The following is a 22,285-nucleotide window of genomic DNA, read 5'->3' as shown; positions in this document are numbered from 1 at the left end:
TACAATGGCTGACGCACGACGACTGATCGAACTGGGCATGACGCCCGAACTGGCATCCGAACTGGTTGCGCAGATCACGGCGGTTTCCGCTGCGATCCCGACCGATGCCGACATTGCCGACGCGATCGCGAGCAAGACCGAGATCGCAGCCCTTACCGGCAGCAGCACCGCGGCGAACATCGTGACGGCGTTGCAGGCATGACCGCGCGCAAGAAGGCACCGGCGAAAAAGCCGGCCAAGAAGGCAGCGCCGCGCGAGCACAAGACGCCTGAACGCTCGGCGGCGGAGCAATCCGCTTATGAGCAGGGCCGCAAGGCACGCATGTCGGGCATCAGCGATCGCGAAAGCCCGCACCGAAAGGGCAGCTTGCGCGACCACTGGCTCGATGGCTGGAACGCGGAGACTGGCTTCTGATGCCGCTCTACGACTTCGCCTGCGATGGGGGCCACCGTTTCGAGCGCTTCGTGCCGTTGGCGCAGTTTGGCGATGCCCAGACTTGCGCGTGCGGCGCGGGCGCTTGGCGGCTGGTTTCCGCTCCGATGGTGGTTTCTGACTGCATCGCCCCGCGCATGGGGGCTGACGGCAGGCTGCACGACAGTCTCGCCTCCTATCGCCACAGCCTGACGCCGGAAGGCAACAAGAAGGGCGAGCGATATTTCGAGCTTGGCCACAACGAAGAACTGCCGAGTAAGACCTACGATTACGACCAGAAACAGCGCCGGGATGACATTCGCGCTGCCATGGCGGACGTGCGGAATGGGAACGTCCCCCAACCCGTTTTTCTGGAGGACTGAACATGGACACGCTTTCGACGACTATTGACACCGATCCCGGGCCGAGCGCGGCAGGCGCAGGCGCTCCGAAGATTTCTGAGCCGGCGCCGATCCCTTCGGCGCGCGACGACATCGACGCGGCGCTGAAAGAGATGGACGCGCCCAAGGTCGAGGAAAAGCCTGAGGCGGAAGCCAAGGACGAACCGAAAGCGGACCCGGCGCCCAAGGACGACGCCAAGGCGGAAAAGGAGCCGGCCAAGACCGAGGAGAAGCCGGAAGCCAAGACCGAGGCGAAGGACGACGCCGAAGTCGCAGCGGAACCGGACGACGCCGCCGCCAAGGATGGCGAGCAGAAGGAAGGCAAGTCGCGCCATCCCGACGCGCCTGCCAATTTCCTCCCCCGCGCGAAGGAGCTTTGGCGCAACACGCCGAACGAGGTGAAGGCCGAAGTCAATCGCGTGCTGTCGGAGGCCGAAAAGGCGACCGAGGCATACAAGCGCTACGACGACCTGCGCGAATTCGACGAGCTGGCGAAAAGCAATGGCCGCGACCTTCGCGAGAGCCTGTTGAAGCTGAATCACATCGAAAACACGATGCAGCAGAATCCGATCGCGGCGCTCAATGCTATCCTGGCCGAAGTCGGTCCGCGTAAGGCTGACGGGCAGCCGATCAACATCATGGAAGTCGCGCAATTCCTCTCGCAGCAGGGACCGCAGGGCTATCAGCAGATCATGCAGCGGAGCCAGCAGCAGGAAATGCAGGCCCGCGGCGACAGCGAGGTCGAGAGCCTGCGCGCCGAGATCGAACGCATGAAGGCGGAAGCTGCGGCGCGCGAGATTATCGAGCCTTTCGCCGCGAAAAATCCCAGATATCGGGAATTGGAGGAAGATATTGCGTTTTTTCTCCAGTCTGGTAAGGTTCCGGCAGGCCTGAGCCCGTCCGATCGGCTCGCGGTGGCTTACGACATGGCTGCGCGGATCAATCCGCCCTCGAATGTCAGCCCGGCGATCCCTTCCGAGCCTGCCCCTGATCGCCGCGCTGACGCAGACTTCGGCGGCTCCACCAAATCCATCAAGTCATCGCCCGGTTCCGTGGCGGAAGATGTCGATTCGGTAGCCGCTGGCGGCGAGAGTATCGAAGATTCGATCCGCAAGGAATTGAGGCGCATGAAAGCCTAGGAGCTTCGTCATGTCGATCAATCCCGATCGCAATTATGGGCAGCTTTTGACTGCTGCCACGGCTCGCCGGTCCAAGGTGATCCAGGACATCGTTTACAACGCAACCCCGCTCACCCGCATCCTGCGCGATCAGGGCCGCATCAAGGTCAAGCGCGCCGGCGGCCCCGAGCTTCGCATCCCGGTCGAATTCGACAAGCTGCAAGCGCAGTGGTTCACCGGCTACGACAAGATCGAGATCACCCCGAAAGAGCTTCTCAACTCGGCGGTGTTCAACTGGTCGCGCGTCGTCGGCATGTTCTCGCTGAACGGCACCGAACTGCTCTATACGAGCGGCGAGGAGGAAGTCGTCGACCTGATGGCGTTCTATATGGACGCTGCGGAAAAGTCGGTGAAGGAGGAATTCGAAACCTCCATGGTCGGTGACGGCACCGGCGCTGGTGGCCGTCAGATGATCGGCCTCGGCGGCGCAATCCCCATCACGCCGAACACCGGCATCTATGGCGGCGTCGATCGTGGCAGCGTTGCCAACTGGCGCACGAGCACCTTCGATATCACCAACGGCGATGTGTCGCCCTACACCACGTGGGACAGCACGACCGCGCGGCCGATCATCGAATATATCTCGCTCGCCCGCTCGCGTAACGGCCGCTATGCCGACTTCCTGATCGCCGACGCCAACGCCTATGCGCCGATCTCGGCTTCGTTCGTGGCGCACCAGCGCCTCGCTTCGGAGCGTCTTGCGCGTCTCGGCTTCGCTGGCCTGACCTATATGACGCCGGCTGGTCCGGTCGATATCGTGGCGGCGGGCGGCATCGGCAACGTCATGCCTGCAGACACCGTGATCGGCGTCGATACCGAGGGGCTTTCGCTCTACGAATTCCCCGGTCAGTCGTTCGTGCCGTTCCATCCCGGAAACGGGATGCGGCCGATCAACCAGGACGCGATCGCGCAGGGCATCGTCTGGTCGGGGCAGCTCGTCCTTGAGAACCCGCTGTTCTCGTATCGCATCCTCACCAACGAATAAGGAGCAGGGCAATGACTTCCCCTTTCCGCATGAATCCCAGCCTCGGCCCCAATCTTCACCAGGTCGTGAAGAAGGATCAGGTCTGGTATGAAGGCGCTGGCCGCGGTGCGGCTGGCGCTGGCCAGATCGGCAGCCCGCAGGTCGGCGACACCGCTTTCGGCGACAATGGCCGCGAGTATATCTTCGTCGAGGCGTCGGGCTCGATCACCGTTGCATCGTCACCTGGAACGCAGGTAGCGCTCACGGTCAACGGCCCCGACGACATCACCGCTGCGGCTGGTTCGGGCGGCTTCTACGCTCCGCACACCGGCTTCTACAGCGGCACGATCGTCGCCGGCGACCGGTTCTGGGCTGCCAAGGGCACGGCACCCTGATGATCGAGGGGGCGGGGAAACTCGCCCCTTCGTCTATTTCGAGGAGGAAAAATTAATGACACGCATGGCTATCATCGACGACCGCGAGATTACCGTCACGCCGGTTTTCAAGGTGATCGAGATCGAGAATGTCCCGAAGTCCGAAAAGGCCGGTTTCCCGGTCATGGAGGTCAAGGAGATGGTCGAGGTCCGTTTCGCCGGGTCGAAGAATTATTCGCCGGTATTTCCCGCGCACGCGATGTGGCAGCGCGACCCGAAGAACGGCAACCGCGTCATCACCTATGCCGAGCGCTGGGCGGACCAGTATCGCGCCTTCAAGGAAGGCAACCCGCAAGAGGCGATGGGGACGCCGCTTGAAATGCTGCGCCAATATGGCGTGACGCCGGAGCAGCTTTCGCTCTGCCGCGCCGTGAAGGTCTATTCGATCGAGGCGCTCGACAAGATGCAGAGCCCCGAAGCGGTAAAGTCGCTGGGCATGCACGCGAACAAGCTGCGGGAGGCAGCGCGCGCCTTCCTTTCGAGCCAGAACAGCAACGCGGCGGCGCTCGACGAGATCGCTGCGCTGCGGGCCGAGATCGCCGCGCTCAAAGCCGCCGGCGCATCGACGCCGCCCGCCGAAGAAGCAACCCCCGCCGAGATCGCGCAGGCGGAACAGGCGGCGAATGAATCCTATGCGGCGCTGAGCGATGACGACCTGAAAGAGCGCATCAAAACACTCACCGGTTCGCGCCCCGCGGGCAATCCGAAGCGCGACACGCTAGAACGCATGGTAGCGGAGCTTGAAGCGGCGTGACCATCCTGACGGCCCTGCAATCCGCTGCGATCCGGCTGATCGGTGAACGCCCCTCGGTGTTCTTCGGTTCGTCGGAGCAGATGCATATCGAACTTTGCGACCTCGTCAACGAGGTGGCGAACGATATCGTCGATTTTGCGGATTGGCAGGGCCTGACGAAACTGGCGCAGATCAATGGCGATGGCACGACGACCGAATTCTCGCTTCCGCCCGATTATTCGCGCCAGTTGCTCCATGCCGACATCCAGGACACGAACAGTTGGCTTTGGGGGTATTGCCGCGTCACCGACATCAACGATTTCACTTATTGGCGCGATCGCGGCTTCACCGGCTTCCCCGGATGCTGGATCATCTATCAGGACCAGATTCACTTCTCTCCCGCCCCGTCCGATGGGACGACCGCAACCTATCCCTATATCTCGAACCAATATGCCGTTTCGGGGGACACGCTCGAACCCAAGGCGGAATTCGACGCCGACACGGACACGTTCAAGCTCAATGAGCGTCTCTTGACGCTTGGCCTCGTCTGGCGCTGGCGCGAGATGAAGAAGATGGACTTTAGCGGCGATCAGGAGGCTTTCATGCTGTCCCTTTCGGAATCGGCCGCGAAGGACAAGGGCTCGCGCATCTATCGAAGCGGGCGCCGGTCGCCCATGCGCGGGACATATCTGGCATGGCCTTGGCAGTTGGGACCGGCATAAATGTATGGCCGCACCCTGCAGCGCCCGACGCAGCGCAAATCGCAGATCAGGAAGATCCCGGCGCCGATGGCTGGCTGGATCAGCAACCGTGCGCTTGCCGTCCCGCATGGGCAGGATGGAAAGGCAACGCAAGGCGCGGCCATCCTCGACAATTTCATTCCGCGCGCGACGAGCGTCATGCTTCGCCGCGGCAAGCGCCGGCATTGCACGCTCGGCAACGGGACCGAGGACGCAAAGGCGCTGTTCTCCTATAATTCCGGCCCGAACCGCAAATTGTTCGGCGCCACCGACACGACGATTTACGACATCACCGATGTTGAATTTGCGACCGATGCTGAACTGGCGACAGAAGGAGGGGACGCTCTTGCCGACGAAAACGGCGATGTTTTCGGATGGTCGTCCACGCAATTCCTGAGCGTTATGGGCGCATTCACCAGCGGCGATTGGTCGGTCGTGCAATTCGCCTCTTCGGGGGGGATTTTCCTGATCGGGGTGAATGGCAGCGATACCGGATTCATCTACGATGGCGCGGTTTTCTATCCCTATGTCGAGGGCGGGATTCAGGTTCTTTCCTATGACGCAGAGGTCGCGCCGTTTACGGTCGGCGATACGGTCACGGGCGGCACATCCGGGGCGACCGGGACCATCTGGGCGATCGAGGACTTGGGCGGCGGCGAGGGCGTGCTCTATATCTACGAAGTCACCGGAGGCCCGTTTCAGGACGATGAGACGCTGACCGATGGCGATGGCGGGGAAGCGACCGCGAACGGCGCAGAAAGCGACTATCTGCCTGGCATAGCTTTTGACGCGGGCATCACGTCCGCCGACATGTCTTTCGTCTGGACCTACAAGAATCGCCTCTATTTCGTGCAGAAAGACACGATGGATGCTTGGTATCTCGACGTTGACAGCGTGGGCGGGGACGCGACGAAATTCCCCATGGCCGGGATATTTGCAATCGGTGGCTCGCTTCTGTTTGGCCAGCGCTGGTCTCTTTCTTCGGGAGGAGATGGCGGCCTATCCGAACAAAATGCCTTCGTGTCATCGGAGGGCGAGGTCGTCATCTTCCAAGGTCTGTCGCCCGACGACACGGCTACATGGTCGCAAGTCGGCGTCTACCGTGTCGGAAAGCCCTTGGGGAAAAATGCATTCATCCGCGGCGCTGGCGATATCGCGATTGCAACGTCGATCGGTCTTGTCCCGCTGTCGAAGGCGATCGAGCTTGACCTGACTGCGCTCAATGTCGCGAGTATCTCCTATCCGATCGCCGATGCATGGAGCAACGCCGTCGATCAGCGCGGGCTTGAGCAATGGCACGGCGAGGTGTGGCCGGAACAGAAAATCGCAGCCTTTGCGCCGCCGACTGGTCTTTCTGGCCTTCCTCCGGTGCTGTTTATCTCGAATACCGAAACCGGAGCATGGGCGCGCTTCACTGGATGGGATGTGCGCTGCATGGAGGTTTTCGAGGGGCGTCTGTTCTTCGGATCGACCGAAGGCGGCGTTTTCCTCGCCAATGAAACCGGCGCCGATGATGGCTTGCCCTATACCGGCGCAGTCGTGCCACTGTTCGACGACTTCGGCGCGCCTGGTTCGCGCAAGGTTCCGCGGATCGGGCGCTATATCACGCGGGCTTCGGCTCAGGTTTCGGTGCGCGTGTCATGGCAAGGCGATTACAGCGAGACTCTTCCCGCTGCACCGAGCGCAACGCCGATCATCGCAGGATCGACGTGGGGATCGGGCATCTGGGGGCAGTCGCAATGGGTCGAAAGCCTCCCGCGCTTCCTGAATGATGGATGGCAATCTATCGGCGGCAGCGGCTACACTGGCTCGCTCGCCTATCAGGTAACAAGCGCAGCGGACCAGCCATTGGACGACGAAATCATTTCGGCAGAGGTCACATATGAAGTGACGGAGATCGCCGGGTGATCGTCGATGGGGAGGGCGTTGCCCGCTTCGTTTCCGAACGCCTCGGCTTTCCTATTACGCCGCCCTACACGACGATGGGCCTCGAAAAAGACGGCGCGCTTGTGGCCGGCGTCATCTTCCATTGCTGGGAGGGTAAATCCGTCCATGTGACGATCGCAGGGGAAGGATGGACGCGCGGCTTTATCCGCGAGGTCGGGCGCTATGTTTTCGGCCAACTCGGCTGTTCGCGCATGACCGTTACGACGCCCCATCCCAAAGTTGTCGACTATGCGATCCGGCTCGGCGGCAAGGTCGAAGGCGTGTTGCGGGACCAATATGGCGAGGGGCTGGATGCTACGCTGATCGGGATAATTGCCAAGGAATGGCGCTATTGACCGAATAAAGGGATTCTGGCATAGTCCCGGTATCTGGTGCGGCTGGACCTACTTCGCGCACGTCCCGAGTAGGTCCGCGAGTGAAAAGCCCTCAAGCCCCCGATCCCGTAGCCACGGCGCAGGCGCAATCGCAGTATAATCAGAATACCGCGGTCACGCAGCAGCTTCTCAACATGACCGATCAGGTCAACCCGTGGGGGAGTGTCACCTATTCGCCCAACGGTTCGACCTCGTTCATGGGCGCGGATGGCAAGAACTACACGGTCCCGCGCTACACCCAGACCACGACATTCACGCCCGAACAGCAGGCGATTTTCGACGCATCGCAGCAGGCCGAGACGAACATCGCCAATCTCGCGTCGGAGCAGTCCGCCAAACTGCAAGACTATCTGAACACGCCGTTCGAGTTCAATAATCAGGACGCGGAAAAATGGGCGTGGGACTTGGCGAGCCCGCGCATTCTCCAGCAGCAGGACCGCAATGATGCTTTGCTGCGCACCCGGCTCATCAACGCCGGCCTCCGCCCCGGAAGCGCCGGCTGGGATGCTGAAATGCAGCGTCTCACCAATGCGAACAGCGACCAGCTCAACCAACTGGCGCTGACCGGACGCCAACAGGCCTTTTCCGAGGCCCTCGCGACCCGCAACCAGCCGATCAACGAAATCACGGCGCTACTTTCTGGCAGCCAGGTATCGAACCCGGCGAGCATGTCGAGCGCGACCCCGCAAACCAGCGTCGGAGGCGTCGATTATTCGGGCCTCGTGCAGCAGAATTACCAGAACAAGCTCGCCGCCTATCAGTCGGGCATGGGCGGCCTGTTCGGTCTCGCCGGTTCGCTCGGAAGCGCCGCGATCATGTCCGACCGGCGCCTCAAGACCGAGATCAAGCGCGTCGGCACGCTCGACAATGGCCTGCCGGTCTATTCCTATCGCTACAAGGCGGGCGGCGCCACGCATCTGGGCCTCATGGCCGATGAAGTCGAAAAGCTGCATCCCGAAGCGGTCGTCGAGGGCCATAACGGCTTCAAGGCCGTGCGCTATGCGGAGGCGGTTCTATGATCGGCGCGCTTCCTCCCGGCGCGATCATCGCGGCGCAGCTTGCACAGCCTCAGCAGCAGCCCTTCACATGGGGTCAGGGCGGTCGCCGACTGACGCCGGAAGATATCGCGCGCGAACGCCAATTGGCTGCGCAGATGACGCAGGTCGATTATTCGCCCGTCGCATCGCCGTGGCAGGGCCTCGCGCGCGTGTCCGAGAATGTCATCGGTGCGCTTCGCGAACGCAAGGCCGACAAGGCGGCGCAGAGCAATACGGACTATAGCGCGCAGATCGCGCAGTCCCTCTTGAATCCGAGCGGCACCCCTTCCGGCTCGGCGCCCGCCGGTGCGAATCCTCCCGCGTCGGCGGGCAACCTCTACGGCATCCTAAGCGACCCTTATGCGAGCGATAGCGTCAAGGCGATCGCGCAGATGCAGCTTGAGAACCAGCAGAAGGTTGCGATGAAGCAACTTGAATGGGCGAACCGCGAACAGCCGGAGATCGTGCAGCTATCGAACATCGCCAACGATCCGACGCAGCCCGCATATGCCCGCAAGGCAGCGCAGGACCGCATCACGACGCTGAACGACCCGCTGGCGATCATTCCCGACCTCGGCGGACAAGGAACCTATGTCGGCCCGCGTTCCGGCATCGCGGGGGCGCTGGGCGGCGGTGGGACACCCGACACGCTTCCGCCCGACTTCTTCGATGACCCGCCGCCCGCGTCAGCCGCACCGCAGGCGCCGAACATGATCGACCAAGCGGGTTTCAAGGTCATCTCGGAAGCCCTTGGCGGTGAGAAAGAGGCGCGCGCGTTCATGCAGCGCAATGGCCTGACGCTGGGAGGTCGATAATGGAGACGCGCGAATATAATGGCGTGACCTATCAGCACAGCGGTCCCGGCCAGCCTTGGGTACGCGTCGGCGGCGCTCAGGGTGGGCGGATCATTCCGAAGAGCGCGACGACGCAGATGAAGGAAGGCGCCGACGCTCGCGGTGCCGAAGCCGACGCCCAGATCAAGAGCGCTCAGGCCCCTTACGCAGATCGTGTTGCCGCGGCCGAAGCAAGGGCCGCAGCGGCTGAGGCGGCGCTGAAAGAGCAGCAGGCAGCGGCAGCGGCGATGGACAACGCCAACACCGCGCCGCCCGTAACCCCGGAAGTCCGACAGGCCCGCCGCACCTTGCAGGGCGATAATGTCCTGTCCGCGATCGATGATGCGCGGGGTAACATCGACTGGTCGAGCACGGGAAATCTTCTCGGCTCCAATGCATTCGGCCATGTCCCGATCATCGGGCAGCAGAACACCGATCTTGGTGGTTCGCTTGACACGATCAGGGCGAATCTTTCTTTCGACCGCCTGACGCAGATGCGCGAAGAGTCAAAAACTGGCGGCGCGTTGGGGTCTGTCACTGAAAATGAATTGAAGCTGCTTAGTTCAGCCGTCGCATCTCTGGACCAACGTCAGAGCGAGGATAAACTGCGCAAGAACCTTGCGCGCATCGAAGAGCATTATCGCCGCTCGATGGCGCTCATGGCTGGCGAGAATCCGGACCAGCCCGACGTAGCGCAGAAATACGGCCTAAACGTTGCTGGCGCCAAACCACCCGCGATTGGCGGAGGGCAGGCGCCTTCTGGCGGCGGCGGGAATAACCCTCCCGCGACACCGATGGGAGAGCCGCCGCTCGGGGGTGGCGATGCTGTCCTTTCGTCGGAGGGAAAGGCTGTCGAAGATCCCGCTCTTGCCGGCGTCAATGCGACGGTTGCGGCGATGTTCCAGCGCGGAAATTCAGCCGAGGAAGTGCGCGCTTATCTCAACAGCGTGCGCCCCGGTTTGGGTGACAAGGCGGTTGGCGTCGAGGATGCTGTCGCTTGGGCGAAGAAGAATCCCGGCAAGCAAATCCCTGTCGACCTTGAACGTATCTGGGAGCCAGCGAACGGGGTGATGAAGGCGATCGGTGATGCGGCGTTGTGGGAAGCACCCGGCGGCTTCTCCCCCGGTTCCGCTTTGATCGGGGCTGGCGACATTCTTTCATTTGGCACGCTGGATAATCTTTCGGCGAACCCTGACATGGCGCGCGCGGTGATGACCGGCGTACAGGAGCGCAATCCCGGCTCCTATCTCGCGGGACAGATCGGCGGCGGGGTGCTGAGCGGGGTCGGCGCAGAGGCGGCGCTGGGCCGGGCAGGCTTGGGCGCCGTGGGTCGCGCGCGGGCAGGAGATTTGCTGCTCGGCACCGGCTATGGCGCTGGCTCGGCGGACGATCCCAACCAGTCTCGCATCGCTGGCGGTGCATGGGGCGGGCTTTTCGGGCTTGCTGGCGGCGCTGCTGGTCGCGGCACCGCTCGTGCTACTGGTCGCGCCGTTGCTGGCGTTACCGATAGCGCTCGTCGCCGCCTTGCCGATTCCAATGTTCGCCTTACTGTCGGCCAATTGCTTGGCGGGACCACGCAGGCCGTCGAGGATCGTCTCGCAGGCCTTCCTCTCGTCGGCGATCGTATTCGAGCGATGCGCGGGGAGGGCCTATCTGACTTCAATCGGGCCGCGTTCGACGAGGCGCTTGCTCCGATCGGCGCGACGACGAAGGGCGTGACGGGTGAGGCTGGCATCGATCTCGCTCGGCAGGCGCGCAGACAAGCCTATCGCGATGCACTCGATCCAGTGAACGTGTCCGCTGATGCTCCGTTCATCAACGACATGACGGCGGCGATCGCGGCGGGTCGCGAGCTTCCCGATCCGATGCGATCGGGGCTCGAATATACGCTTCCGACGCGCGTGGGGCAGGCTTTCGACAATCAGGGCAATCTCAGCGGCCGCGATTTCCAGCAGTCGATCCGCGGACTTCGCCAAGATGCGCGGGCAGTCGCCAATCAGCCCTATGGCTATGATTTCGGCGACGTTACCGGGCAGGCTGAAAATGCGCTCGAAGGGCTGTTGCAGCGCCAGCAACCGGACGCTCTACCCGCCTATCGTTCTGCAAACGAGGCGAACCGCAACATCGAGGTTCTGCGCGATGCTGTTGTCCGCGCTCGCAATGGCGCGCGGTCAAACGAGCCCGGCATGTTTATGCCGTCGCAGCTTATCGACGCATCGACCGCCAATGCGCGCCGCTTCGGAAACACGGCAGGAACGACCCAGCAGCCGCTTTATGAATTGTCGCGGGCGGGGCAGGAAGTCTTGCCCTCGCGCGTCCCTGATAGCGGCACGGCTGGGCGTCTGACCATCCCGCTCCTGCTCAGCGGCGGTGCTGGTTATGCCAACGCTGACGAAGGTCAAGGCCTCGAAGGAGCGGGGAGCGGCGCCATGCTTGGTGCAGCGGCAACGGCGCTGCTTGCCGGCCCCTATGCGAGCCGGACGAGCCGAGCGGTCATCACGCGCGCTCTGCTGGCCGATCGCAACCCGACCGTGCGCGCTATCGGTGAGGAAATTATCGCGAGGGACCGGATCGCAGGTCTTCTAGCAGCACCTGCGGCCGTGTCGCAGTTGGGAGGGCCGTAGCCATGGCTTTGCGCTGCTGCTTCCGTTCCTTCCGCTTGTCGAGCCAATACAGCACGATGCCCTTGCAGAAGGTGACGATGAAAATCGTTTCGCCTGTCGTCATCGCCCCCACCTACACGAAAAAGGAGGCTTAGCCAATGCCTCGCGCATCAAAGTCCTGCGGCAGTGCGCTTTCTCATCTTTTCGCGGTGGCAGGTCCGGCAATTACGCCAGCCCTCTGGCGTAATCCTTGTATTCTCTGGCGTCCATTCATGGCCGTGAGCGCAATGGGTCTTTGCAAGCTGCTTGGCACGACTGGCAATGACGCCTTTCGTCCAACCCCGCCCTGTCGCTCGCCGTTTCGGAGAAATCACCTCATCGAGAGAAAGCCCCAACGCCGCCCTGCTCATGATGGTGTCTGTTTTCAGGCCCGAGCGCTCGGAAAGTTCGGAGGCGATGTAGCTGACCCCGCCTATCACCGCGATTCTCGTCTGTCGACGATTGCGCTGCTGCTCACATCGCGTCGCCCAACGGCAATTGTCGGGAAAGTAGCCCTTGTCGTTATCAATGCGATCAATCGAATGTCCGGGTGGCCGCGGACCCATATCGGCTTTGAAGTTTGCAAAACTATGAAGCCAGCGCTCGCATATCTCGATGCCGCGACCTCCATAGTCATCAAACTGTTTTGCTCGCGGATTCAAGCATCTGCGCTTTATTCCTTGCCACACGTTGTAGATTGGATCGGGGTTCTTGAACGGCATGTGGCGACGTTAACACCTGATGCCTCGCGGCACAAGCGGAGTAAGGACAATTCCTAGGGCCTCAGACGGATCGTACAGTCTCCCCAGCGGCTCTCTCGTCTCGGTCGGCGAGGATATCGTGCCGTCGCAGCACAATCCGCCGCTCCAGGACATCGCGCAGGCAATTTCGGGCAGCCTGTCACGCGATGGCCAAGGCGGGATGCGGACAAATCTCAACATGGGCGGGTTCCGTGTCACCAATCTGGCACCGGGAACGCAGCCAACCGACGCCGCGACGGTATCGCAGCTTTCGGCATCGACTGGCGCTCCCATTGGTGCGGTAATGGATTACGCGGGATCGTCCGCGCCGACTGGATGGCTGATTTGCGCAGGGCAGGCATTGAGCCGGACCACTTACGCTGCCTTGTTCGCGGTCATTGGAACCACATATGGCGCGCCCGATGCCTCGACGTTCAATCTGCCCGATTTGCGCGGGCGTGTCGTTGCCGGACGCGATGTCGATCAGGGCGGTTATGCGGGTCGGCTATCGACTCCGAACAGCCAGACGCTTGGAGCTAGCGGAGGCGCGCAGGATATGACGCTGACCGAAGCCCAAATGCCTGCGCATACTCACAACCTGTCGGGAAGCACTAATAGCGCAGGCGCTCACACTCATACTTATCAAAGGGCTAACGGGATTAGCGGCGCCTCTGGCGCGGGGGAATCGCTCAGTTCATCGACCACTTCCACCACCAGTTCTGCTGGGGATCACGCGCACACACTTTCCGGGACGGCTGCATCCACTGGTGGCGGGCAAGCACACCCCAACGTGCAGCCGACAATCATCCTGACCAAGATCATCAAAGCGAGCAACAGCTAATGGCACAGATTCTCCCGCGCGACCTTCCTGCTGCCGGGTCGGTCAATACCAGTTCCGCAATCATCATCGACGATGGCAGCGGGGTCAAGAAAGCCACGCCGGCGCAGCTCGTGTCGTCTGGATTTCCTGTCGCATCGCAGGCCGAGGCAGAGGCGGGCGTAGTCAGCGATAAGGCGATGACGCCGCAGCGGGTATCGCAGGCGATCGATGCGCTTGGGGTGTCTCAGGCGGTGCTCGCCTCTTCCTCTGGCGGGGAGATGGTTGGCGTCAAGCGCAGCGAACCCAGCACTGTCTCGGCGACCGCCAAGACCCTGTTCGAGCAAACAGTCTCGGCAAGGGACTGGGGCGTTAGTGGACTTTCCACCTCGTCCGATATTGCGAAGCTACAAGCTGCCGTAGACGAGGCTCCGCTTGGCTCTACGCTACTGCTTCCCGGCGGGGTCATCTTTTCCGATGGCCTCTCTATCACGCGCCACATCAACATCAGAGGGGAGAATGGGGCCACAATTCTAGGAGTGGGGACCAACCCCGCCATCAATCTTGTGGACGTTCGTATCGCTCCGGGAGAGACGCTTGAAGGCAGCAGCAATTCCATGCTGTTCACCAATTTCCGGGCAGAAGTGGCGCTGGGCTATACGGCAAAGTCCACCCTGAACGTTGAGAGCCAGTCCGGGGTTGACGCGGCGCAGCTTAACTATAGCTTCATCGGTGGTCGCATTGCCGGTCGGGACGATCAAGCGGAAGCCGCGCTGCGGATCGCTGGGATGACCTCGCAAATGCACACCTTCCAAGGCATGGATATTGTCAACGGCGTCCTGTTGGACGGCTGCGCGGATGCTTGCCGACTTATCGGAAACAACATCGGCGGTCTGCGCACCGGCATCAAGGTCAACGTCGTCGCTGGGGCGTTCAACACGCTTATCCGCGATAACGTCATCACCTCGACCAACGGCGCGATCCATATCATCGGGGGCAGCCGCGTGATCATCCTTAACAACCAGATTGAGCAAATCGGCACCAATGGACACCCCGACGAGGCGCACATCATCCTTGAGGCGCTGACCTACTCGCTCCGGGATATCGAGATCGCTGGCAACAACTTCGGCGGCGGGGCGCTGGAACACAGCATTGTGATGAAGACAAGCGGCGGGCGAACGATAGAGGGCGTCAAGGTCGGCACCAACACGTGGGGCAAGACCACGGACGAAGACATGATGATTGCCGATAGCGGCGTGAAGCACACTTACCTTGCTGCGGTCCAAAACTTCCGCGGAGATCGGGGCGGGGGTGGCTTCACCGTCTATCCCGCCTACTCTTCCAATACGCTGGATGTAAACGACCTTCTCACCGTGAACGACGGAGGCGTAGGGACGCGGCGGGTCCGGAATAATGCACAGGCACTCGGTGGCTCGTCCTCTACGGCCCTGCAAAACAGCTGGACCTGCGCGGCATCGATGTATGCCCAGATCATCGATGATGAGGTAAGGTTCAGCGGGTATGCTGACGGGCCATCGTCGGCGCAGAACGCGGTCCAGATTGCAACCCTCCCTGCCGGAATGCGCCCGCAAGTAGAGGAGATTTTCGAACTTCCCGGCTATGATGTGGGAACGGGGGCAAGGGTCGCGGCGCTGTGTCAAGTGCAGACCGATGGCGACATCATCATGACGCGGGCCTCGTCCACGAACAGCGTCCGCATCGGCCTCGCCCCCCTTAGATTCGTTGCCGCGCGCACCGGCTATGATCCCGGGTACTGAAATGACGAACCCTACCGACCCCGGCAACGCCGCCATGGTCCGTCTTATCGCTTGGCGACGGTGACACCGGCATGACAAACGAACACGCTGATACAGCTAAGCACATCGCGGACTTTCTTTCTCTTTCTGTTGTCGTGGGGGTGCCACCGGAATGACCCACGCCGACACCATCTTCCTGATCGCGGCGCCGCTGGTCGTCGCGATCATGGTGGTCATCATCTGGCGGGAGCTGCGGCGATGACCCAGCAAACCGATATGCACACACTAGCCGTAAAGGTCGGGGAAATTAGCGGGCAACTTCGCGAAATGATTCATCGTCAGTCGAACATGGAGCAGAAACTCGACGGGCTGGTAGAGCGAGGCTTCAAGAGCGCCACCACCGACGACATTGAGAAGCTGACGCGCCGGATCGAGGCGCTGGAAGCCGAAAAGAACCGCAACGACGGCGCGAAGGGGGTCTTCGCGAGCATTCTCAAATCTCCGGTTGCCGCATGGGTAGCTGCGATTGTCGCGGCAGTCTTTGGCGCCATCAAAGGGGGATATCTGGAATGAAACCGCTCGAAAAAGTGCGCGGCGCGATACCAGCCCATGAGCATACCGGAGTGATGATAATGAAACTGATCCCGAACTGGAAAAGCATGTGGCGGGCATGGTCAGTGCGCCTCAATGCGCTCGGCCTGACGATCCTCGCATGGTTCGCCATCGATCCGGTGAGCCTGCTTGCTGTGTGGAATATGATGCCGCCCGCGGTCCATGACATCATCCCGACTCAATTCCTGTCCGGCGTGGGCGCGCTCCTGTTCGCCCTGTCGATGATCGCGCGGCTTGTGAAGCAGCCGAAGATGGAGGCGAAAAATGGCGAAGCAGCCTGACAAGATTCAGCCGATGGAGGCGCCGAAGTCGGGGCCGGGCGCAAGGGGTGTCATGGGCGGCGCCATCGCTGCGGCTGTGCTGATCGCCACCCCGTTCATTGCCAAGTGGGAGGGCAAGTCGAACGACCCCTATTTCGATCTGGCGCACGTCCAGACCGTGTGCTTCGGCGAGACGCGCGTCCAAATGCGCCGCTATACCGATGCCGAGTGCAATGCGATGCTTGCGAAGGCGGTTGAAGGTTTCGCCCGTCCGGTTGCCGCATCGACGCCCACAATCGCGAACAGGCCGTATCAGCTCGCCGCGGCAAGCAGCTTCGCCTACAATGTCGGCAATGGCGCCTATCAATCCAGTTCGGCGCGGCGGCTGTTCCTCGCGGGGAATTTCAAGGCCGCCTGCCAAGCATTCGGAGCATGGAACAAGGCGACCGTCTCGGCCACTCGCGCGCGTCAACTGGTCGCAAATGGCGAGCGGTGCGTGCGGAAGCCAGGCGGCTCGTATCTCTGCACCATAAAGGGCCTGACCCGCCGCCGAGCCGCTGAAACGCAGCTTTGCCTGACGGGGCTCAACTGATGCTCGCCTACCTCAAGTCCGCGATCGGCATCGCCACGCTCCTGACCATCGCCGCGCTCACCGCATGGGGGATGCGCGTGGACAGCCTTCGCGGCGGCTACAAGGCCAAGCTCGAAGCCGTCGTCCTCGCCGTGGTCGATATTGGCGAGCCCAAGCCGTCCTTCGATAAGCTGCCCGATACGGTGCACAAGATCGACGGCGACCGCAAGGCGCTCAGGAAAGAGCGCGACGACGCCTTGGCCGTGGTCGATCTGCAATCGAGCAGCATCACGAAACTGGAACAGGAAGGGATCGAGGCGGCCGAGCGCGCTGCGGCGAACCGCAAACTGTTCGAGGAAACCAAGCGCCAGCGTGACGCTTGGATCCAGCGCGCCCGCGCCGCCGAAACCCGCACCGAACGCCTATCCGCCGAAGAGGAGCTACGAGAATGCGAAGCCGTATTGGATTCCTTGCGCTTGCGGGGCTTTTGATCGCGGGCTGCGCGGGACAGACGCCGGAGCCGCGCGTCGTCCTCAAGCCCGTTCCCGTGGCAACGCCGGTGGGCTGCGTCGTGGGCCGTCCTTCCGAGCCGCAATCGCTGCTGGAGCGGGTTCCTGACGAGACGTGGGACGCTCTGGCGCCAGGTGCAAAGGCCCGTGCCGTCGAAGCGCAGGCCGGTGAGCGCATGAACTATGCCGATGCGCTGAAGGCCGCGACGTCGGGGTGCAAGGACGCGCCGGACTAAGCCCACCCCATAACCCAAACAAACACCCCGACGACCATAACGAGGCCCATTCCCCAAGCCATAACCCTACCGCGTTTGATGAGGGGGTTCATTGGCTGGCCAGTTTCTCGCGTAGGATGCGCGCCATCTCAGGATGGCATACGATCGATCCGTCTGGCATCTGGCGGAAATTGGGATCGGGTTTGGTGTAGTAGCGGATATTCTGCTTGAAGCCGCGTTTCCGTCGCCGCGCGGCTCGGCCATGAGAGTGAACGCCGCTCCAATCCTCGAACGGGCCGATGACTAGAAAGTCGCTCTCAACAATTCTGATTCCTGAAAACGTGCCGAGCATGTCACTCTCCTTCCTGCACCTTGGGTGATAGGGCTGCGCGGGCTTGGTTCGTCCAATGCGCCGGGACGTTAGACTTGCCCATGTGGCTGTCGTGGTCATCGACTGCCGTACCAAGCAGTTCCTCCAGCCTCTCCACGCGCTGCCGTAGGGATTGGATTTCGTCGGCTGCTTCTTTCTCACATTTGCTGCGCCAAGGGGTTCCCGGGTTCATTTTCGCATAATCCCGCAGGACATTCTCAATCCTTATGCGTTGTTCGCTCATTCACCCTCTCCTGTGTCGGGAGCCTTGGCGGCACTTCTCCACGCGCCGAGGCGTTCGATGCTGTCGTTTTTCCAAGTTTCAGCGTCCGGGTCAGCCATCTGCCGCGCCCACATGGGGTGGCATGGCGCGACAGGATAGATAGTGCCGTCCGGCCCTCCTTCGTGCGCCTCGTCGATATCGATAAGCACGCCATTGACGCATTCCACGTCCTGGCCAAAGCGCCCGTCAAAGAAGCCGCCGCGACAATGTTTGCAGTTCGCGCCCATCACGCCCCTCCGCGCTTGTGCTGGGATAGGGTGCCAAGAAAGTATGCTGCCGCAAAGGGAGCGGCGATGGCCGCAAGCAATAAGCCAATCGGCCATAGCACGGCGACAGGCACAGGGCCGACGAGATCGTTCTCCCGGAAATACGCCCCCCAACGGCCTTGCGCGAAAAGGGCTGCGAGGATCAACCCGAAGTAGACGTAAATAAATATCTCGAACATCGTCACGCCCCTCCCGCATCTGCTTGAGCGACGGACAGGACATGCTCGTTATGGTTGCGGATAGCCCCCAAAATCGATCCGCTTCCCGGCCCCATATAGCCGCAGTCCATTTCGCACTCGACGTGCTGCCAGCCGTTCTCGTATTTATAGACCTCCATCGTGTCCGACTGGCCGCACTTCGGGCATGGCTTGATCTTCGGATAGGTCATTTAGCCCCTCCCGCATCGTCGGTGGCGCGGAGCGCGGCGCGGGCAATGCCTTTGATGTGATTCGGATCATTGGCCAGTTGGAACGCAACTGCTCCGTCAAGCCGCCTACCTCGCTCATCCGCATATCTACGTAGTGCCGCGATAGGGTCGCAAATATCTTCCAAGGCTGTTTGCAGTGCCGTTGAACGCGTCAGATTAAGGGCGGCGGTGAACTCGTCAAGCGGCATCCATTCGGTCGGGGCGCTGGGCCAGACCCACCCGCTATGATCGATAGGCAAGCGGTCGCATCTATCGGCGTAGTGCACTATGCGCACCGCCGAATATCCTGGAGCGGTGCAGCGTGCCACAAACCACGTGCCGTCCAAAGGCATACTGGCGAACCGGCCTATTGGTCGCCAACGCATCGCCAGCTTCTCTGCTATTCCGGCATCATCCTCCCCCGCCCCGCTGCGGCCCTCGCCAGACTGGGCGGTGAGGCGGGCGATGGTTTCGCGCTCGAACTTGGCGAAGGCGAGGGTCGCGTCATGGTCGTCATATTCGCCATCGCGGATAAGATCGGCCACTTGGCCTATGCCATCATCGCCAAGTAGGCATCCGACCTCGTGGAGCAAATCCGCCGCCGCGTTCCGCGCCGGCTGCGTCACTTCACTGGTCATGCTGATTGCTCCTTGAGGTGGGCGCGCAAAGCACGAACGAGATGGAAGCTCGCCGTTGCTTCAAGACCGCAGTTTTGATCGGCGCGCGCTCCGCACCGGCTGCATTTTTCGTGCGGCGCGTATACGGCGCCATTCTGCGGATTGTTGATCGGGCATGGGGAAATCGCCTCGTCATATTCGGCAAGGGCCAGCGCGATCATCTCCTGCGTTCCCTCAGCCATTGTTCGTCTCCTTGAGATAGGCGCGGGATTTCAGAGCCGCGGCGCATAGAGCTAGGGCGGGGGTGGCGGCGCGTGTCCATTTCACTGGTCCATCAGCTTGGCACATGGCATCGAAGAAGCTTTCGTCTCCGGCCATGTTGAGCGCCCAGAAGTGACCTTCCGGCACCAAGGTCAGAGCGGCGTCTATGGATGCAGTGTAATAAGGGCAGAGGCACTCATGACCGACGCGAATCGTGTTTTTCAATCCCACGGCCATGCCGATCTTCTCGTCCAACTCCCGATCCGGCCCGCTCGCCGCCTCTATTCGTTCTATTAGATCATTCATGGGGGTGTCCTGATTGGGGTTGGGCGCATGGCCTTCGGCCACCGCGCTCTCGCCTTCGGCCGAGCCGGTTCCCGTCTCGTCGGCTGCCGCCGCTTCGATCGCTTGCGCGGGACGCCAGCGTTGATCCGGCGGTAGGTAGTCAGATACGCCGCCGAGCGCCTTTTCGAGTTCGCGCAGAGCTAAGTTCGCGCTTTCAATGTCTTTCGGCATTTCCACCCAAGCCCAAGCGACCATGACCCGCCCCCATCGTCTTTCGCTATGGAACGGGCGGAAGGTTTGGCCGCAAATCTTTCGCCGCTCTCCGGCATTGGGGTGCCTCCATTGCACGCTGTGAAGCTGCGCACCGAAGCCTGGCTGAAACGTGTAGAGTTCGCCATTAAGCCAATAGAAGCGATTGTCCCAGCGCGGTGAACGAAAGCCGTGGCCGCTCCCGAAGATGCGGTGGTCGATGCTGAGAGTGGTCATGCCACACCTCCCGCGTTAGCGATGCCAGCTATGCCAGAGACCGAAGGGCTCGGCTGCGAAGCAGTGGCGGCGCGGGCCGCAGGCAACGCCATATCCCCTTTATCCTCCATCATCATGCTACGTCCTTTCTGTTGGGGGAGGGGGAAGCGGCATCCAATGCGATACCAAGTCGCTGACGCCCCAAATGTCGTTCAGGGGCTCATCCGCGAACACCCACCAATCCTCTTTCGCTGACCACTTGGCCGGGAACGGATATTTCCACAGCGGCGATATGCTGGTGAGCAGGACAACGCTGCCATCCCTCGGAGCGCTCTCGATCGGCAACCACTCGCCCATCACGCTTCTCCTGTGGCACGAGCGATGGCGGCGTCGAGTTCGACAATCGCGGGGTGTTCATCGGGGCACTCGAAACCGAGGTGGTCGAGCGCGCTCCAGAGGGCTTGCCGCGCACTTTCTCCGGCCTTGAGCAGATCAGGTGCCGCCGCTATCAGGCGGGCGCGAGAAAGCTGGCTCAGCTTTGCGAAAGCGGTCAAATCACGGTCAAAGTTCAGACCGAAAACGACTTGATCGACCTTGCACCCGTCTGGGCGCATCGGGCCTATCCAGAGCATGTTTTCGGTCTGCTCGACTCCCCACGGCGTATGCCCCTCTTGTTCGGTAGCCATTACATGTTCCTTTCGTTGGTGGGGGTGAACAGATCAGGCTCATCACAGACAATCTGCGCCACGCACGCGTCCTGCTCCATCTCGACGGCCCGTTCGGCAATTCGCTCATTGTCACGGCGCCATTGGGCATCTTTCTCGGCGTCGAGAGTTCCATTTTCGAGGTGGAATGCTTTTTCAGCGAGGCGCTGGCGTTCCTTCTCGCAATAGGCAGAAAACACTAAGTGAGCCTCGGCCTGCTTGATGAAAGATGAGCGCAGTTTTGGCGTCATTACCGGTCGTGGATTGATTGCCGGATTGCCGTTATGCTCAGCAAGGTTTCGGATAAATTCCGCGTCCGCCTTCCACGTTTCACCATGATGAAAAAGCCGCTCTTCAATCCGGCGCAATTCCATCATTACGGAATCAAGGGTTGGCAGGCTCCCCGGCCACGAACGCGCCACAGCAGAGTTGCGCACCCGCTCACCCACGACGTTCCTCCAATGCGGGAGGGGTGGCCTTTGCAAGCGTATCGCGCATCGACTTGACTTGTGCCGTGCCGCTGAGCGCCGGAAACGCGCTGAGCAGCTTGACGGCGTATTGAAGCTGGCGGGACAATTCGGGTGCCGCTGCCATGAGGACAGCCGTCCTGACCGCATCTGCGCGATCCAAACGGACGCGGGCCAATTCCCTGTGGCCGTCATCGATGCTGATATAGCCGATATGCGAGTCCATGATGCCGGTGTCGCCCAAGATGGCTTCCCAGGGCCCCACAGAATCCGAGCGCGTATTTGAATCAACTGGCATGGGGGGTGTCCTTTGTGGTGAGGGGGTCATGCTGCCAGCTTCGGATAGTGCGCCCAGAGCGCAGCAAGTGACGAAGCCGCATCGAAGTGGCTGATGAATACGCCGCCCATCTCGATCCAGCGATGACGATATTGCGGCCAGTCATCAATCAGCACGTCGCCGGGCTTGGCATGGTCGCGCTTTTCAGCGCTGCGGCAAGTGATGACCGGGACGCCGGGGAAGTGGCGCTTTGCCCATGCGACCTTCTGGCCCTGCGCCCAATTGCCGCGCGGGCATCCGGTGAGGATCGTTGGGTTAAGGTGCGCCACGCCATCATACAGCGCCATCGCGTCGGGCATTAGCGGCAACGAGCCGTAGAAGTCGGTTTGCGTTTCCAGTTCGCGCCAGAATTGCGCGGAGCCAACTTTCGCTTCGTAAGAGCGAGGTGGCATACCCCACAACGTCTCGCCTGCAGCGTCGAAGTCCGCGAGGACTCCATCGCAATCCAAAAAAATATGGGGTATCGTGGCGTCAGGCATAGCGCATCTCCGTTGCGTTCATGTCCAGGGCGGCGTTCCGTTGGCGCGGAATTGCCGCCCGAATTGTTTTCCACCAAGACGCCAAGCTATTGACGATAAAGGCGGCGGTTTTGCCTCGCGACGGATCGAAAACCGCGCGATTGGTGGATTCTATCTTAACCGACACTTCA

At 61.6% G+C, this 22,285-nt stretch carries 33 protein-coding genes; 20 read left to right on the top strand and 13 right to left on the bottom strand.

Annotated elements, in window-relative coordinates; translation table 11 throughout:
* Window positions 1–4 precede the first annotated feature (4 nt).
* The 13 genes from STE01S_RS18205 to STE01S_RS18145 all read left to right on the top strand — a co-directional run bounded on the left by STE01S_RS18205 (window position 5) and on the right by STE01S_RS18145 (window position 11,676).
* On the top strand, window positions 5–202 hold the full coding sequence (locus tag STE01S_RS18205; protein ID WP_062770425.1) for a hypothetical protein: 198 nt from the start codon (window positions 5–7) through the stop codon (window positions 200–202).
* On the top strand, window positions 199–414 hold the full coding sequence (locus STE01S_RS18200) for a ribosome modulation factor (RefSeq protein ID WP_062770422.1): 216 nt from the start codon (window positions 199–201) through the stop codon (window positions 412–414). Before STE01S_RS18205 ends, STE01S_RS18200 begins: the two co-directional genes overlap by 4 nt.
* The gene (locus tag STE01S_RS18195) at window positions 414–794 is read left to right on the top strand and encodes an FmdB family zinc ribbon protein (protein WP_062770419.1); all 381 of its coding nucleotides are present in this window, start codon (window positions 414–416) and stop codon (window positions 792–794) included. The genes STE01S_RS18200 and STE01S_RS18195 overlap by 1 nt, the downstream gene beginning before the upstream one ends.
* 2 nt (window positions 795–796) lie before the next feature.
* Window positions 797–1,951, top strand: coding sequence for a prolipoprotein diacylglyceryl transferase (locus STE01S_RS18190; protein WP_062770416.1), 1,155 nt, complete (start codon window positions 797–799; stop codon window positions 1,949–1,951).
* A 10-nt stretch (window positions 1,952–1,961) separates the two neighbouring features.
* Window positions 1,962–2,975: a phage major capsid protein gene (locus STE01S_RS18185; RefSeq protein ID WP_062770413.1), complete on the top strand. Its 1,014-nt coding sequence runs from the start codon at window positions 1,962–1,964 to the stop codon at window positions 2,973–2,975.
* An 11-nt stretch (window positions 2,976–2,986) separates the two neighbouring features.
* Entirely contained in the window at window positions 2,987–3,349 is a 363-nt protein-coding gene (locus tag STE01S_RS18180) for a hypothetical protein (protein WP_162928335.1), read from the top strand.
* Window positions 3,350–3,404: 55 nt separating this feature from the next.
* Window positions 3,405–4,142 carry a hypothetical protein gene (locus tag STE01S_RS18175; RefSeq protein WP_062770407.1) on the top strand — a complete coding sequence of 246 codons (738 nt, stop codon included), beginning with the start codon at window positions 3,405–3,407 and terminating at the stop codon, window positions 4,140–4,142.
* Entirely contained in the window at window positions 4,139–4,843 is a 705-nt protein-coding gene (locus STE01S_RS18170) for a phage adaptor protein (protein ID WP_218017006.1), read from the top strand. Before STE01S_RS18175 ends, STE01S_RS18170 begins: the two co-directional genes overlap by 4 nt.
* Window positions 4,844–6,769, top strand: a complete 1,926-nt coding sequence (locus tag STE01S_RS18165) for a hypothetical protein (protein ID WP_062770404.1) — start codon at window positions 4,844–4,846, stop codon at window positions 6,767–6,769. It begins immediately after the preceding gene.
* Window positions 6,766–7,143, top strand: a complete 378-nt coding sequence (locus STE01S_RS18160) for a hypothetical protein (protein ID WP_218017005.1) — start codon at window positions 6,766–6,768, stop codon at window positions 7,141–7,143. The genes STE01S_RS18165 and STE01S_RS18160 overlap by 4 nt, the downstream gene beginning before the upstream one ends.
* 80 nt (window positions 7,144–7,223) lie before the next feature.
* On the top strand, window positions 7,224–8,201 hold the full coding sequence (locus STE01S_RS18155; RefSeq protein WP_062770401.1) for a tail fiber domain-containing protein: 978 nt from the start codon (window positions 7,224–7,226) through the stop codon (window positions 8,199–8,201).
* On the top strand, window positions 8,198–9,034 hold the full coding sequence (locus STE01S_RS18150; RefSeq protein ID WP_062770398.1) for a hypothetical protein: 837 nt from the start codon (window positions 8,198–8,200) through the stop codon (window positions 9,032–9,034). Before STE01S_RS18155 ends, STE01S_RS18150 begins: the two co-directional genes overlap by 4 nt.
* The gene (locus STE01S_RS18145) at window positions 9,034–11,676 is read left to right on the top strand and encodes a hypothetical protein (RefSeq protein WP_062770395.1); all 2,643 of its coding nucleotides are present in this window, start codon (window positions 9,034–9,036) and stop codon (window positions 11,674–11,676) included. Before STE01S_RS18150 ends, STE01S_RS18145 begins: the two co-directional genes overlap by 1 nt.
* A 149-nt stretch (window positions 11,677–11,825) precedes the next feature.
* On the opposite strand, the gene STE01S_RS20535 is transcribed toward STE01S_RS18145, so the two are convergent.
* Entirely contained in the window at window positions 11,826–12,416 is a 591-nt protein-coding gene (locus tag STE01S_RS20535) for a hypothetical protein (protein ID WP_162928334.1), read from the bottom strand.
* Window positions 12,417–12,534: 118 nt separating this feature from the next.
* Here STE01S_RS20535 and STE01S_RS19865 point away from each other — a divergent pair, with 118 nt between their 5' ends.
* The 7 genes from STE01S_RS19865 to STE01S_RS18115 all read left to right on the top strand — a co-directional run bounded on the left by STE01S_RS19865 (window position 12,535) and on the right by STE01S_RS18115 (window position 17,196).
* The gene (locus STE01S_RS19865; RefSeq protein WP_162928333.1) at window positions 12,535–13,275 is read left to right on the top strand and encodes a tail fiber protein; all 741 of its coding nucleotides are present in this window, start codon (window positions 12,535–12,537) and stop codon (window positions 13,273–13,275) included.
* Window positions 13,275–15,029, top strand: coding sequence for a right-handed parallel beta-helix repeat-containing protein (locus STE01S_RS18140; protein ID WP_062770392.1), 1,755 nt, complete (start codon window positions 13,275–13,277; stop codon window positions 15,027–15,029). Before STE01S_RS19865 ends, STE01S_RS18140 begins: the two co-directional genes overlap by 1 nt.
* Window positions 15,030–15,266: 237 nt before the next feature.
* On the top strand, window positions 15,267–15,581 hold the full coding sequence (locus tag STE01S_RS18135; RefSeq protein WP_162928332.1) for a hypothetical protein: 315 nt from the start codon (window positions 15,267–15,269) through the stop codon (window positions 15,579–15,581).
* Complete coding sequence (locus STE01S_RS18130) at window positions 15,578–15,901, top strand: DUF7940 domain-containing protein (protein WP_062770386.1); 324 nt, start codon at window positions 15,578–15,580, stop codon at window positions 15,899–15,901. Before STE01S_RS18135 ends, STE01S_RS18130 begins: the two co-directional genes overlap by 4 nt.
* Complete coding sequence (locus tag STE01S_RS18125; RefSeq protein ID WP_062770384.1) at window positions 15,885–16,472, top strand: lysozyme; 588 nt, start codon at window positions 15,885–15,887, stop codon at window positions 16,470–16,472. Before STE01S_RS18130 ends, STE01S_RS18125 begins: the two co-directional genes overlap by 17 nt.
* Window positions 16,472–16,942 carry a hypothetical protein gene (locus STE01S_RS18120; protein WP_062770381.1) on the top strand — a complete coding sequence of 157 codons (471 nt, stop codon included), beginning with the start codon at window positions 16,472–16,474 and terminating at the stop codon, window positions 16,940–16,942. The genes STE01S_RS18125 and STE01S_RS18120 overlap by 1 nt, the downstream gene beginning before the upstream one ends.
* Window positions 16,900–17,196 carry a hypothetical protein gene (locus STE01S_RS18115; RefSeq protein ID WP_162928331.1) on the top strand — a complete coding sequence of 99 codons (297 nt, stop codon included), beginning with the start codon at window positions 16,900–16,902 and terminating at the stop codon, window positions 17,194–17,196. The genes STE01S_RS18120 and STE01S_RS18115 overlap by 43 nt, the downstream gene beginning before the upstream one ends.
* Before the next feature lie 88 nt (window positions 17,197–17,284).
* Here STE01S_RS18115 and STE01S_RS18110 read toward each other — a convergent pair whose 3' ends face one another.
* The 12 genes from STE01S_RS18110 to STE01S_RS21060 form a co-directional block, all read right to left on the bottom strand.
* The gene (locus tag STE01S_RS18110; protein WP_062770374.1) at window positions 17,285–17,527 is read right to left on the bottom strand and encodes a hypothetical protein; all 243 of its coding nucleotides are present in this window, start codon (window positions 17,525–17,527) and stop codon (window positions 17,285–17,287) included.
* A 1-nt stretch (window position 17,528) separates the two neighbouring features.
* Entirely contained in the window at window positions 17,529–17,789 is a 261-nt protein-coding gene (locus STE01S_RS18105) for a hypothetical protein (RefSeq protein ID WP_162928330.1), read from the bottom strand.
* Window positions 17,786–18,055, bottom strand: a complete 270-nt coding sequence (locus STE01S_RS18100; protein WP_062770368.1) for a hypothetical protein — start codon at window positions 18,053–18,055, stop codon at window positions 17,786–17,788. The genes STE01S_RS18105 and STE01S_RS18100 overlap by 4 nt, the downstream gene beginning before the upstream one ends.
* Window positions 18,055–18,273, bottom strand: coding sequence for a hypothetical protein (locus tag STE01S_RS18095; RefSeq protein WP_062770365.1), 219 nt, complete (start codon window positions 18,271–18,273; stop codon window positions 18,055–18,057). Before STE01S_RS18095 ends, STE01S_RS18100 begins: the two co-directional genes overlap by 1 nt.
* A 2-nt stretch (window positions 18,274–18,275) precedes the next feature.
* Window positions 18,276–18,482: a YheV family putative metal-binding protein gene (locus tag STE01S_RS18090; RefSeq protein ID WP_062770362.1), complete on the bottom strand. Its 207-nt coding sequence runs from the start codon at window positions 18,480–18,482 to the stop codon at window positions 18,276–18,278.
* Window positions 18,479–19,138, bottom strand: a complete 660-nt coding sequence (locus STE01S_RS18085; RefSeq protein ID WP_062770359.1) for a hypothetical protein — start codon at window positions 19,136–19,138, stop codon at window positions 18,479–18,481. Before STE01S_RS18085 ends, STE01S_RS18090 begins: the two co-directional genes overlap by 4 nt.
* Complete coding sequence (locus tag STE01S_RS18080) at window positions 19,135–19,338, bottom strand: hypothetical protein (RefSeq protein ID WP_162928329.1); 204 nt, start codon at window positions 19,336–19,338, stop codon at window positions 19,135–19,137. Before STE01S_RS18080 ends, STE01S_RS18085 begins: the two co-directional genes overlap by 4 nt.
* A gap of 13 nt (window positions 19,339–19,351) precedes the next feature.
* A complete protein-coding gene (locus tag STE01S_RS18075) occupies window positions 19,352–20,149 on the bottom strand; it encodes a hypothetical protein (protein WP_062770353.1) in 798 nt (265 codons plus the stop codon).
* Between the two features lie 335 nt (window positions 20,150–20,484).
* Window positions 20,485–20,814 carry a hypothetical protein gene (locus STE01S_RS18065; RefSeq protein ID WP_062770347.1) on the bottom strand — a complete coding sequence of 110 codons (330 nt, stop codon included), beginning with the start codon at window positions 20,812–20,814 and terminating at the stop codon, window positions 20,485–20,487.
* Window positions 20,814–21,281, bottom strand: coding sequence for a hypothetical protein (locus tag STE01S_RS18060; RefSeq protein ID WP_162928328.1), 468 nt, complete (start codon window positions 21,279–21,281; stop codon window positions 20,814–20,816). Before STE01S_RS18060 ends, STE01S_RS18065 begins: the two co-directional genes overlap by 1 nt.
* Entirely contained in the window at window positions 21,274–21,543 is a 270-nt protein-coding gene (locus STE01S_RS18055; protein WP_162928327.1) for a hypothetical protein, read from the bottom strand. The genes STE01S_RS18060 and STE01S_RS18055 overlap by 8 nt, the downstream gene beginning before the upstream one ends.
* 80 nt (window positions 21,544–21,623) lie before the next feature.
* Entirely contained in the window at window positions 21,624–21,923 is a 300-nt protein-coding gene (locus STE01S_RS21060; protein WP_409372002.1) for an HAD family hydrolase, read from the bottom strand.
* Window positions 21,924–22,285: the final 362 nt, after the last annotated feature.

It is taken from the genome of Sphingopyxis terrae subsp. terrae NBRC 15098 (assembly GCF_001598815.1).
In the GTDB taxonomy this organism is placed as follows: domain Bacteria; phylum Pseudomonadota; class Alphaproteobacteria; order Sphingomonadales; family Sphingomonadaceae; genus Sphingopyxis; species Sphingopyxis terrae.
This window is presented reverse-complemented; position numbering and strand designations above follow the sequence as displayed.

Coding starts and splice junctions, on each gene's coding strand:
- STE01S_RS18185 (WP_062770413.1), top strand. CDS start 1,962: ATGTCGATCAATCCCGATCGCAATTATGGGCAGCTTTTGACTGCTGCC.
- STE01S_RS18105 (WP_162928330.1), bottom strand. CDS start 17,789: ATGAGCGAACAACGCATAAGGATTGAGAATGTCCTGCGGGATTATGCG.
- STE01S_RS18130 (WP_062770386.1), top strand. CDS start 15,578: ATGAAACCGCTCGAAAAAGTGCGCGGCGCGATACCAGCCCATGAGCAT.
- STE01S_RS18200 (WP_062770422.1), top strand. CDS start 199: ATGACCGCGCGCAAGAAGGCACCGGCGAAAAAGCCGGCCAAGAAGGCA.
- STE01S_RS18100 (WP_062770368.1), bottom strand. CDS start 18,055: ATGGGCGCGAACTGCAAACATTGTCGCGGCGGCTTCTTTGACGGGCGC.
- STE01S_RS18140 (WP_062770392.1), top strand. CDS start 13,275: ATGGCACAGATTCTCCCGCGCGACCTTCCTGCTGCCGGGTCGGTCAAT.
- STE01S_RS18085 (WP_062770359.1), bottom strand. CDS start 19,138: ATGACCAGTGAAGTGACGCAGCCGGCGCGGAACGCGGCGGCGGATTTG.
- STE01S_RS18080 (WP_162928329.1), bottom strand. CDS start 19,338: ATGATCGCGCTGGCCCTTGCCGAATATGACGAGGCGATTTCCCCATGC.
- STE01S_RS20535 (WP_162928334.1), bottom strand. CDS start 12,416: ATGCCGTTCAAGAACCCCGATCCAATCTACAACGTGTGGCAAGGAATA.
- STE01S_RS18150 (WP_062770398.1), top strand. CDS start 8,198: ATGATCGGCGCGCTTCCTCCCGGCGCGATCATCGCGGCGCAGCTTGCA.
- STE01S_RS18095 (WP_062770365.1), bottom strand. CDS start 18,273: ATGTTCGAGATATTTATTTACGTCTACTTCGGGTTGATCCTCGCAGCC.
- STE01S_RS18165 (WP_062770404.1), top strand. CDS start 4,844: ATGTATGGCCGCACCCTGCAGCGCCCGACGCAGCGCAAATCGCAGATC.
- STE01S_RS21060 (WP_409372002.1), bottom strand. CDS start 21,923: ATGGCGCTGTATGATGGCGTGGCGCACCTTAACCCAACGATCCTCACC.
- STE01S_RS18135 (WP_162928332.1), top strand. CDS start 15,267: ATGACCCAGCAAACCGATATGCACACACTAGCCGTAAAGGTCGGGGAA.
- STE01S_RS18195 (WP_062770419.1), top strand. CDS start 414: ATGCCGCTCTACGACTTCGCCTGCGATGGGGGCCACCGTTTCGAGCGC.
- STE01S_RS18090 (WP_062770362.1), bottom strand. CDS start 18,482: ATGACCTATCCGAAGATCAAGCCATGCCCGAAGTGCGGCCAGTCGGAC.
- STE01S_RS18145 (WP_062770395.1), top strand. CDS start 9,034: ATGGAGACGCGCGAATATAATGGCGTGACCTATCAGCACAGCGGTCCC.
- STE01S_RS18065 (WP_062770347.1), bottom strand. CDS start 20,814: ATGGCTACCGAACAAGAGGGGCATACGCCGTGGGGAGTCGAGCAGACC.
- STE01S_RS18180 (WP_162928335.1), top strand. CDS start 2,987: ATGACTTCCCCTTTCCGCATGAATCCCAGCCTCGGCCCCAATCTTCAC.
- STE01S_RS18120 (WP_062770381.1), top strand. CDS start 16,472: ATGCTCGCCTACCTCAAGTCCGCGATCGGCATCGCCACGCTCCTGACC.
- STE01S_RS18190 (WP_062770416.1), top strand. CDS start 797: ATGGACACGCTTTCGACGACTATTGACACCGATCCCGGGCCGAGCGCG.
- STE01S_RS18075 (WP_062770353.1), bottom strand. CDS start 20,149: ATGACCACTCTCAGCATCGACCACCGCATCTTCGGGAGCGGCCACGGC.
- STE01S_RS18205 (WP_062770425.1), top strand. CDS start 5: ATGGCTGACGCACGACGACTGATCGAACTGGGCATGACGCCCGAACTG.
- STE01S_RS18115 (WP_162928331.1), top strand. CDS start 16,900: ATGCGAAGCCGTATTGGATTCCTTGCGCTTGCGGGGCTTTTGATCGCG.
- STE01S_RS18175 (WP_062770407.1), top strand. CDS start 3,405: ATGACACGCATGGCTATCATCGACGACCGCGAGATTACCGTCACGCCG.
- STE01S_RS18125 (WP_062770384.1), top strand. CDS start 15,885: ATGGCGAAGCAGCCTGACAAGATTCAGCCGATGGAGGCGCCGAAGTCG.
- STE01S_RS18110 (WP_062770374.1), bottom strand. CDS start 17,527: ATGCTCGGCACGTTTTCAGGAATCAGAATTGTTGAGAGCGACTTTCTA.